Source organism: uncultured Flavobacterium sp., from assembly GCF_963925415.1.
Taxonomy (GTDB): domain Bacteria; phylum Bacteroidota; class Bacteroidia; order Flavobacteriales; family Flavobacteriaceae; genus Flavobacterium.
This window is the reverse complement of sequence record NZ_CAWUTS010000107.1, coordinates 1-10,477: the sequence shown is the minus strand read 5'-3', so window position 1 is coordinate 10,477 and position 10,477 is coordinate 1. Positions and strand designations below refer to the sequence as shown.

Genomic DNA, 10,477 nt, shown 5'->3' with positions numbered 1-10,477 from the left:
GTATATCTGTGAGAGAGCGCAATTCAGTATTTGGAAATCCTCCGCCCATTGCAATTTTTATTCCAGGAAAATTAATTTTTAGATATTGAGCGCAGCGAAAAGCACTGTATAAATTGCCAGGGAAGGGCACTGAAATACATACCAATTTGGGCTGTGTTTCAAGGCATCGTTTTTTTAAAATTTCTAGAGTTAATACGTCAATAAATGAGTGCTCAAGTTGCAGGGACTCATATAATTCATCAAAAGAATTGGCACTTTCTCCCAAACGTTCAGCATATCGACTAAATCCAAAATTTTCATCGATGCATTCAACGATAAAATCAGATAAGTCTTCTAAATATAAAGTTGCTAAATGCTTGGCCTTATCATGCATTCCCATAGAACCAAAAGCGTATTCCAAATCGTCTAATTGATTAAAACGTGAGGCTTCGGGCAAAAAGTTACCACTGCATATTTGACGAGCTAACGTGAGGTTATTACCTTGAAGAAATTCAATTACATTATCAATTGTATGAATGTAATTGTTTTGTAAAGCAAAAATGCGTTTGCAATTTTCTGAAATTCTTTCCCCTGAAATACTAAACAAATTTTCTAAACCTTCTTTTGAAAACATATTTAAAATCACTTCGATACCTAAATCCATTTGATATGAATCAATGTGTTTGGTATTTAAAAAACCTTTTATATAGGCCGTTGCTGGATACGGTGTATTAAGCTGGGTAAAAGGAGGTGTTATTAAGAGTATGTTTTGCAAATTAATTATTTTTGTAAAGGTAAAGTTATTTTAAGATTTATTTGCTAATTTAAAAAATGAAAATTACTACTTTTACAAAAAAAATCGATGCCATCTGACTGTATAAGCTATCAAGAATCAGGTTATTTTACTAAATTAACAAATGATTATTTAGATGAAAACACTTCCGAAAATTCGGAATTGAAAGCTTTGTACAATAGATTACCAAAATTGGAGCATTTTTCTGAACAAATACAAGAAAAACAAAACAACTTTCCAATTGAAAATAGAAAAATATTGGTTGAGTCTCTTCAAAAACAATATGCAAATTTTGAGCCATCAGAAGCAACTGCCAGTAACATTGAACTTTTAAACGAATCAAATACTTTTACCGTAACAACAGGACACCAGTTAAATTTATTTACAGGACCTTTGTATTTTTTATATAAAATAATTTCGACTATAAACCTCTCTGAACAGTTAAAAAGAGAGTATCCTAAACAAAATTTTGTTCCTATTTATTGGATGGCGACAGAAGATCATGATTTTGAAGAAATCAATCATTTTTGGTTTAAAGGAAACCAAATTAAATGGCAAAAAGAAAGCTTTGGTCCTGTAGGAAGATTATCTACTGAAGGGTTAAAAGAAATTTTTAAAGCCTTTTCTGATGAATTAGATTTAGGAGAAAACGCAACTTATTTAAAGGATTTATTTAAAAATGGCTATTTAAAATACAACAATTTAGCCGATGCTACGCGTTATATTGCTAATGAAATTTTTAAAGAAAAAGGATTGGTCATTTTAGATGGTGATACTAAAAATTTAAAACAATTGTTTATTTCTTATGCAAAAAAAGAATTGCTGCATCAAACTGCCAGTGAAGAAGTTTTAAAGACTAACAAACTATTATCTGAATATAAAATTCAAGTGAATCCACGTGAAATTAACTTGTTTTATATTGAAGATCATATACGGGAACGTATTGTTTATGAAAACAAGAGTTATAAGGTTCTAAATACGAATTATACTTTTTCGGAAAGTGAAATTATAACTGAATTAGAAAATCATCCTGAAAAATTTAGCCCTAATGTAATATTACGCCCTTTGTACCAAGAAGTAATTTTACCTAATTTGTGCTATATTGGTGGTGGTGGTGAATTAGCTTATTGGTTGCAATTAAAATCAAATTTTGAAGTTAACAACATCACTTTTCCAATACTTTTAGTTCGTAATTCTGCCTTAATTGCAACAAAAAAACAAGTAAAAAAAGCAGACAAGTTAGCGTTAACATGGGCTGATTTATTCAGCAAACAAGAAGTTTTAATTACGAATAAAACAAAAGTTTTATCTCATTTAGAAATAGATTTTACACCTCAAAAAGAATATTTAAAAAAGCAATTTGAAGCTTTATACGATATTGCAAAACAAACAGACAAATCATTTCTTGGCGCTATAAGAGCTCAAGAAGTCAAACAAATAAAAGGGTTGGAAAACCTTGAAAAACGCTTGTTAAAAGCTGAAAAAAGAGCCCTAGCTGAAAAACTAGAACGCATAATTTATTTGCAAGACGAATTATTTCCTAAACAAAGTTTACAAGAACGAAAAGCTAATTTTTCTGAATATTATATAGAATTTGGGCCTAAATTATTGAATGCGCTATTTAATGAGTTAAAGCCTTTGGAGCACGTTTTTAACGTAATAGTTATATAACACAAACTATACTTGTAAATCTTTAAAAAAATACTATTTTTGCACTCATATAAAAAAAATAAAACGTTATGGCAACGAACAGAACTTTTACAATGATTAAGCCCGATGGTGTCGAAAACGGACACATTGGTGGAATTTTAAATATGATTACTGAAGGTGGCTTCAAAATTATAGCAATGAAATTAACACAATTAACAATTGCTGACGCAAAAGAATTTTATGCTGTTCACGCTGAAAGACCATTTTATGGCGAACTAGTTGAGTTTATGACAAGAGGTCCTATTGTGGCAGCTATCTTAGAAAAAGATAACGCTGTAGCTGATTTTAGAACTTTAATTGGTGCTACAAACCCAGCAGACGCTGTTGAAGGAACTATTCGTAACAAATACGCAACTTCAATGGGAGAAAATGCTGTTCATGGTTCAGATTCTGATGAAAATGCTGCAATTGAAGCTGCTTTTCATTTTTCAGGAAGAGAGCAGTTTTAATTAATAATTTTAGAATATAAAAAAACCACTTTTTTAAAAAGTGGTTTTTTTTATTTATACTTTTCCATAATTTCGGACACTATATTATCTGTTTTTACAAAGCGTTCTTTGCGTTCTAAATTTCTTGGTGGCGCTACTCTTTCGCTACAGTTTAAAATAGAACATGATTCACAAGTAACTCCAACTTGTTTAACCCGAATCTTTTGATCTTGTAAGAAACCAATTTTATTAACCGAGTGAGCTGAAATTAAAATACCAATAGAAATACTTCTAAAATAGCCGTTTTTAAATGGATCTTTTGTCGCAGACGACAAAACTAAATAAGTGTTTTCTGTATGTGGATAAGATGAAATTTGATGTTCAAATAAATGATTTTTATCAGAATCAGGAATTTTTATTAAGGTTTGTATAGAGGCCCAACGTCGACAATAATGCTCGTTTCTTTCATTTGCATGCGGCTCTAGTAAATTAGTTATATGTAATTCTTTGGTTAATCGAATGTGATTACGCTCGGGTTTATAGGAAAATCTCAAGAAAAACAAATTTTTAAGATTAAAATCTTTAGGCAATATATTAGTTAAACGTTGGTAAAAAGTTTCAGGAGAGTCTGTAAATTTATCCATCATCTTTTGAAATTCAATTGTGTTAAAGGTTTTGTTTTCAAAAAAAACCTTCAGTTCTTTAACTAAAGCCTTACGTGGTATTAACAATGAACCCGCAAAATAAGAGGCTAAAAAATTATTTAAAACTTGATCAAAACTTTTAAATTTAATCCATGAAAACGTATACAATCTATCTGAAATATCTAAAAAATTATAGGCAATTTCTTTAGCATAAATAAACATACGCTGAGAGTCATCTGTATCAGACGAAACTAGCAACGTTTTTGAAGAAGGCACATAAACCGATCTCAAATTATTTAATTCTGTATGCCCTGTTAATTCTTCATTGTTAATGGTGTAGCCATATTCTTCAATCAAGATATCTTCTAAATCCTCTACTTTTAAACGTTTGGTTAAATCAATAGAATATGCTTTTGCAAACTTTTCAACTTGCAATTCTATATCTTCAAAATAATTGTTATTTGCTTCTTGATACGATCGCAATGCGGCTAAAAAAAAGCTTTCTCGTGTTAAATTATAATGTTTTGCAATTTCAAAAAGGGTACTGATAAAAGTATTGACTTTAACAGGTGCTTCGGCAATAATATCGATTAAATCACCTTCTTTAATTCCAAAAACATCTAACGGAATTTCTTTTAAAATTCTAGATTGAAGTATTTCACCAATAGGTGCTAAATTTTTATCTAACTTTAAGGAAACCATTTGATCATAAGTAGTATCAAGAGCTTCTGACAAGAGTAATATTTTGTCGCGTTTTGGATATTTTTTTCCTTTTTCTATTTCGTTTAAATACGATTTAGACAATCCGGTTGTTTTTGCCAAACCAAACAGCGATAAGTTTTTATCGGATCTAAGTTGCTTTAATTTTAAACCAAAAATTAATCTAATATATTCTTCTTCTATCATTATTTCTGTATTAAATTTTACTCCATTTTTATTTAAAGTAAAAAGGCTTAGTCTTGTTACGCTTGTAAACAATCTGCCAGATAGCAATGCCCCCTTGTTTATTTAATCTTTTTTGCTTCTAATATATGCTTAACGACACTTGTTTAAATAGCAAAAAAAAAGATACCACATTTACCAGGGCTGTAAACGCTATTATAAAACCAACATATTAAGTAACAAATATACATTAAAACAGAATAAAAACACACAAATTTAAATTATTAATATATTTAGCGAACGTTCGCTTGTTTTGTAAAAATATTTTTTATACTATTGTACAAGCTAATAATATAATTTCTATTACCATGAAAACTGTAACACAAAAAAAAATTCAAGTAGTAAACAAATCTGTTACGACTTCATTACTTAACGAAGATGCTTTAACTTTTTTAGAAGCACTTCATTTAAACTTTAATCAGCAAAGAATTGAACTTTTAGAAAAAAGAAAATTACAGCAACAAAAATTTGATCTTGGAGAAACTCCAAAATTTCCGTTAGAAACCGAACACATAAGAAATTCAAATTGGACAGCTGCTCCAATACCCGAAATTCTTTTAGACAGAAGGGTCGAAATTACAGGGCCAGTTGATAGAAAAATGGTTATTAATGCTTTAAACTCTGGGGCAAAGGTGTTTATGGCTGATTTTGAAGATAGCTGCTCCCCTACTTGGTCTAACTTAATGGAGGGACAACAAAACTTAAAAGACGCTATTGACAAAACCATTTCGTTACATCAAAACGGAAAAAAATATACTCTTAACAATGAAACTGCAACTTTACTGGTTCGTCCAAGAGGTTTGCACTTAGAAGATAAAAATTTAAAACTGCAATCCGAATTTCTTTCTGGAGCTTTAGTCGACTTTGGCTTATTCTTTTTTAACAATGCAACTACATTAAAAGCACAGGGATTAGCTCCTTATTTCTATTTACCAAAATTAGAACACTATGAAGAAGCTCGCTGGTGGAATGATGTTTTTGTATTTGCTCAAAAATATGTAAATATTCCTAAAGGATCAATTAAAGCAACCGTTCTTATAGAAACTATAACGGCAAGTTTTCAATTAGACGAAATTATTTTTGAATTAAAAGATCACATGGCAGGTTTAAATTGCGGCCGTTGGGATTATATTTTTTCTTACATAAAAAAATTAAAAAAGCATACTGACTTTATAGTTCCAGACAGAGATCAAGTAACTATGGCTAGTTCATTTATGAGTGCTTATTCGTTGCGTGTAATTCAAGTTTGTCATAAAAGAAATGTTTTAGCTATTGGTGGAATGGCCGCACAAATTCCAATAAAAAATAATGAAGAAGCTAATAAAATTGCTTTTGAAAAGGTAAAAGCAGACAAAATACGTGAAGTAAAAAATGGTCACGATGGTACATGGGTTGCACATCCAGGATTGGTTTCATTAGCAATGGAAATTTTTAACGCGCATATGACTACAAAAAATCAAATGCATATAAAGCATGCTGACACAACAATTACAGAAAAACAATTACTCGAGTTGCCAAAAGGAACAATAACAACACTTGGTGTTCAAAAAAACATTAACGTAGGCATCCTGTATATTGAGTCTTGGTTAATGGGTGTTGGTGCCGCTGCTTTATATAATTTGATGGAAGATGCTGCAACGGCAGAAATATCAAGAGCTCAGTTATGGAATTGGTTAGATAAAGAAGTTGTTCTTGAAAACGGAGAAAAATGTTCTGCAAAACTGTATCAAAAACACATAGAAGTTGAACTTGAAAAAATTAAGAAATATGTAGGAATAGAACGATTTGAAAAAGGCAAATTTGATCTAGCTACAAACTTATTTAGTGAAATGATATTAAATAAAGAACTCGATGAATTTTTAACTTTAAAAGCATATCAATATTTAGACTAAAAAAAACTGCCAGATGCTAGAACACCTGACAGTAAATTCAATAATTATAAATAACTATTAAAAAGCAGTACAAAATTATGAAAACAAATGCAAGAATTCAAGAATTAATTACAGATTGGACAACAAATCCAAGATGGAAAGGAATTGAAAGACCTTATTCTGCAGAAAAAGTGGTAAAGTTACAAGGTTCTTACCAAATTGAATATTCAATTGCACGCCGTGGAGCAGAAATTCTTTGGCATAAATTAAATAATCAAGAGTGGGTTGCGGGTCTTGGAGCATTAACAGGCAATCAGGCTATACAAGAAGTAGATGCTGGTTTAGAAGCCATATATTTAAGCGGCTGGCAAGTTGCTGCAGATGCAAATGTAGCTGGAGAAATGTATCCTGATCAATCATTATATCCTGTAAACAGTGTGCCTCTTGTAGTTAAAAGAATTAACAATGCGTTATTACGTGCTGATCAAATTCAATCTGTAAATGAAATTGAAAATAAAAAAGATTATTTAGTTCCTATAGTTGCTGATGCAGAAGCAGGTTTTGGCGGTAATTTGAATGCTTTTGAATTAATGAAAGCGATGATTGAAGCTGGTGCTGCAGGTGTACATTTTGAAGACCAACTTTCATCTGCTAAAAAATGTGGACACTTAGGCGGAAAAGTTTTGGTTACAACACAAGAAGCAATCAACAAATTAATTGCCGCTAGATTAGCTGCAGATACTATGAATGTTCCTACTTTAATAGTAGCCAGAACAGATGCCGAAGCTGCAAATTTACTAACAAGCGATATTGACGAAAGAGATCGAAAATTTATAACAGGAGAGCGAACTCCAGAAGGCTTTTTTCATGTAAATGCTGGAATTGATCAAGGTATAGACAGAGGATTGTCTTATGCTCCTTTCGCCGATTTAATTTGGCTAGAGACATCAACACCCGATATTGGGGAGGCTCAAAAATTTGCAAATGCAATACATGCTAAATTTCCAGGTAAATTATTAGCATACAACTGTTCTCCATCATTTAATTGGGCGGCAAAGCTATCAGTTGCACAAATGGAAACATTTAGAGAAGATATTGCTAAAATGGGTTATAAATTCCAATTCATCACTTTGGCCGGATTTCATGCATTAAATACATCAATGTTTGAATTAGCTTTAGCATACAAGAAAAAAGGAATGGCTGGTTATTCTGAATTACAAGAAAAAGAATTTGCCTTACAAGCAGAAGGATTTAGAGCCGTTAAGCATCAAAATTTTGTTGGCACAACTTACTTTGATGAAGTACAAAATACAGTTACAGCAGGTTTGTCATCAACTGTAGCTATGAAGGATTCAACTGAAACAGCTCAATTTTAATTGAGGTTTGTTTGTTAAAATTTAGGTTAGTTTGTTAATAGAAATCTCAATGTAATTATTGAGGTTTCTATTATTTATCTTAAAACTAAATTGATTACGACTTCTTTTTTGAGCTCTTCATTAATCATTTTTATAATTTTTTCTTTCCCATAACTTAATTCGGTTCTTAACACAGCCGAAGACAACTTAACATAAAGTGTTGTTTTTTTGAGTACTACTTCTTCTGTATAATTATTTACACCAGTACCCATAAGGCTTTTCCAAGCCTGTTCAACATCAATTTTATCCATTCCGGCATCTAATTTATTGACTTGAATAAATTGTTTTAATAAATCTTGTATGGAATGTTCTTCATTAAATCGTTTAGCCATATGTATTGTAAAGTGTCTCTACTTTTATGTTATTTAGGTGAAAAAAGAACGGGTTTTTTATAATGGTATTCAAATTCGTTATTATTTTTAACAACTAATTTTTCATTGTTTAAAGATAAAATTTCTTCTTGCCATTTGGCATATTTCGTAGTATAATTGATAAAATAAATACCATCCTTTGTAGTTATTGTAAATTTTTCTAAAACTTCATTAGAAATAAACGAACCATCAAATTGCTGTACTACTTTTTTTCTAAAACTAAGGCTATCGTTCAATTCAAAATAATCAAACGTATCATTGGCTTTGTAAATTTTTTCAGAACCATCCGGTAAAATAACTTTTTCAATTTCCCAATAACCGCTAAGGCTATCTAAACCTATTGGCTTTATATACTCTTTGCAGGAAATTAAAACCATAAAAAAACTTATAAATAAAATGCGAAATTTCATAGGATATTATTATGCTACTAAATTACAAATATTTAATTTTGAATTAAACTATTTTACACAATTATTGTCTTAAATTATATGTCTAATTTTTATTTCAGCTTAATGCAAAAAACATCCCTACAACTTATACTTATTTTTGTACTGCTTTCGTGCTCAGATGACACCTTAATTGCTAATTCGGATGCTGTATATTTTCCTCCAAACGAATCTGCAGACTGGGAAACCAAATCGGTTGGTAGTTTGGGTTGGAATACAAATGGCATTCAACCCTTGTTGGATTATTTGGAATTAAAAAATACCAAAAGTTTTATCATTTTACATAATGGAAAGATAGTTGTTGAACATTATTTTGGAACACATACGGCGATATCGTCTTGGTACTGGGCAAGTGCAGGAAAAACATTAACAAGTGCAGCTGCTGGAATTGCTCAAAATGAAGGAATCATTGATCTTAATTCTAAAGTTTCAGACTATTTAGGAACAGGTTGGACAAGTGCCCCTATGGATAAAGAAAATGCAATTACATGTAAAAACTTACTATCCATGAATTCGGGTTTAGATGACACTTTAGGAGATGATGTAACACCTGCAAATTTGCAATATGTTGCTGACGCAGGTACTCGATGGGCTTATCATAATGTATTTGTAAAAATGCAAGATGTTGTTGCACAAGCAAGTAATCAATCTTGGGACACATACTTCAATTTAAAATTAAGAGATAGATTAGGCATGTTAGGCACTTGGTATCAGAACAATGGACTGAGTATCTACTGGAGTAATGCTCGAAGTATGGCGCGTTTTGGCTTGATGATTTATGCCAAGGGAAAATGGAAATCAACACAAATTGTACCCGAAAGTTATGTGATTGAAGCAACAAATACATCACAAAACATTAATCAAGCTTATGGATATTTATGGTGGCTTAATGGCAAAAGTACGTATCATTTACCTCAATCTCAATGGGAATTTAATGGTGATTTGATTCCTAATGCTCCTGCAGACATGCATGCAGCTTTAGGCAAAAATGATCAAAAAATTTATATTGTACCGAGTAAAAAGTTGGTGATCATAAGAATGGGCGACACTGCAGGTGATACAGGTTCTGCCTTAACTAATTTTGACAATACACTTTGGGAAAAATTAAACAATTTAATTAATTGATTATTTCTTAGTTTTTTTGAACTTTTTAAATAGTTTATGTAAAAAGTAAAGATAGATTACAAAAGAAGTTAATCTTAACATCACAAAAACATTTTCGTTATCAAAAAAATAGGCTACTAAGGCTAAAACAGTTGCAAAAAAAAACAATGCAAAAGGTTTTTTTAAAATTGATTTTTTCATGGTTTTATTTGAAAAAAGAATCTACAAATTCATACTTATTAAATACCTGAAGGTCTTCTATACCTTCGCCAATACCTATATATTTTACTGGAATTTGAAATTGATCTGAAATTCCAATAACAACCCCACCCTTAGCTGTTCCATCTAGTTTGGTAATCGCTAAAGAAGTTACTTCTGTTGCTGCAGTAAATTGTTTGGCTTGTTCAAATGCATTTTGACCCGTTGAGCCATCTAAAACTAATAATACCTCGTGTGGTGCATCTAGTACAACTTTTTGCATGACACGCTTTACTTTGGTTAACTCGTTCATTAAATTAACTTTATTATGCAAACGACCTGCGGTATCAATAATAACAACATCTGCATTTTGAGCTACAGCAGATTCTAAGGTGTCAAAAGCTACAGAGGCTGGGTCACTCCCCATTTGTTGTTTTACTAAAGTAACACCAACACGATCTGCCCATATTTGCAATTGGTCAATAGCCGCAGCTCTAAAAGTGTCTCCAGCTCCTAGGACAACGTTATAGCCTAATTGTTTAAACTGGTGTGCTAATTTTCCAATAGTTGTTGTTT

Annotated in this window: 9 protein-coding genes and 1 pseudogene; 5 read left to right on the top strand and 5 right to left on the bottom strand. The window is 31.2% G+C overall.

The genetic code is table 11. The features are described 5' to 3' along the window. A pseudogene (locus AABM47_RS08705) lies at positions 1–754 on the bottom strand (radical SAM protein); the annotation flags it as partial. An 87-nt stretch (positions 755–841) separates the two neighbouring features. On the opposite strand from AABM47_RS08705, the gene bshC reads away from it, so the two are divergent. Both bshC and AABM47_RS08695 read left to right on the top strand, forming a co-directional pair. Next, complete coding sequence (gene bshC / locus AABM47_RS08700; RefSeq protein ID WP_338410535.1) at positions 842–2,443, top strand: bacillithiol biosynthesis cysteine-adding enzyme BshC; 1,602 nt, start codon at positions 842–844, stop codon at positions 2,441–2,443. 68 nt (positions 2,444–2,511) lie between these two features. Then, positions 2,512–2,931: a nucleoside-diphosphate kinase gene (locus AABM47_RS08695; RefSeq protein WP_338410534.1), complete on the top strand. Its 420-nt coding sequence runs from the start codon at positions 2,512–2,514 to the stop codon at positions 2,929–2,931. Positions 2,932–2,981: 50 nt separating this feature from the next. On the opposite strand, the gene AABM47_RS08690 is transcribed toward AABM47_RS08695, so the two are convergent. Further along, positions 2,982–4,457 (bottom strand): helix-turn-helix domain-containing protein, encoded by a 1,476-nt coding sequence (locus AABM47_RS08690; protein ID WP_338410536.1) that lies wholly within the window; start codon positions 4,455–4,457, stop codon positions 2,982–2,984. Between the two features lie 347 nt (positions 4,458–4,804). On the opposite strand from AABM47_RS08690, the gene aceB reads away from it, so the two are divergent. Together aceB and aceA are read left to right on the top strand one after the other, a co-directional pair. After that, complete coding sequence (gene aceB, locus AABM47_RS08685) at positions 4,805–6,388, top strand: malate synthase A (protein WP_338410533.1); 1,584 nt, start codon at positions 4,805–4,807, stop codon at positions 6,386–6,388. A gap of 77 nt (positions 6,389–6,465) precedes the next feature. Further along, positions 6,466–7,743, top strand: a complete 1,278-nt coding sequence (gene aceA, locus AABM47_RS08680) for an isocitrate lyase (RefSeq protein WP_338410532.1) — start codon at positions 6,466–6,468, stop codon at positions 7,741–7,743. Positions 7,744–7,817: 74 nt separating this feature from the next. Here the strand turns inward: aceA and AABM47_RS08675 are convergent, their stop codons facing one another. Together AABM47_RS08675 and AABM47_RS08670 are read right to left on the bottom strand one after the other, a co-directional pair. Further along, a complete protein-coding gene (locus AABM47_RS08675; RefSeq protein WP_338410531.1) occupies positions 7,818–8,114 on the bottom strand; it encodes a DUF721 domain-containing protein in 297 nt (98 codons plus the stop codon). A 29-nt stretch (positions 8,115–8,143) separates the two neighbouring features. Further along, entirely contained in the window at positions 8,144–8,563 is a 420-nt protein-coding gene (locus AABM47_RS08670; RefSeq protein ID WP_338410530.1) for a hypothetical protein, read from the bottom strand. Between the two features lie 102 nt (positions 8,564–8,665). Here AABM47_RS08670 and AABM47_RS08665 point away from each other — a divergent pair, with 102 nt between their 5' ends. Further along, the gene (locus tag AABM47_RS08665; protein ID WP_338410529.1) at positions 8,666–9,724 is read left to right on the top strand and encodes a serine hydrolase; all 1,059 of its coding nucleotides are present in this window, start codon (positions 8,666–8,668) and stop codon (positions 9,722–9,724) included. A gap of 184 nt (positions 9,725–9,908) precedes the next feature. On the opposite strand, the gene ftsY is transcribed toward AABM47_RS08665, so the two are convergent. After that, positions 9,909–10,477: signal recognition particle-docking protein FtsY (ftsY, locus tag AABM47_RS08660; RefSeq protein WP_338410528.1), on the bottom strand; the 569-nt coding region annotated here is incomplete at its 5' end.

Bases quoted from the DNA above. Each gene is read 5' to 3' on its own strand.
- bshC (WP_338410535.1), top strand. From the start codon at position 842: ATGCCATCTGACTGTATAAGCTATCAAGAATCAGGTTATTTTACTAAA.
- AABM47_RS08695 (WP_338410534.1), top strand. From the start codon at position 2,512: ATGGCAACGAACAGAACTTTTACAATGATTAAGCCCGATGGTGTCGAA.
- aceB (WP_338410533.1), top strand. From the start codon at position 4,805: ATGAAAACTGTAACACAAAAAAAAATTCAAGTAGTAAACAAATCTGTT.
- aceA (WP_338410532.1), top strand. From the start codon at position 6,466: ATGAAAACAAATGCAAGAATTCAAGAATTAATTACAGATTGGACAACA.
- AABM47_RS08675 (WP_338410531.1), bottom strand. From the start codon at position 8,114: ATGGCTAAACGATTTAATGAAGAACATTCCATACAAGATTTATTAAAA.
- AABM47_RS08670 (WP_338410530.1), bottom strand. From the start codon at position 8,563: ATGAAATTTCGCATTTTATTTATAAGTTTTTTTATGGTTTTAATTTCC.
- AABM47_RS08665 (WP_338410529.1), top strand. From the start codon at position 8,666: ATGCAAAAAACATCCCTACAACTTATACTTATTTTTGTACTGCTTTCG.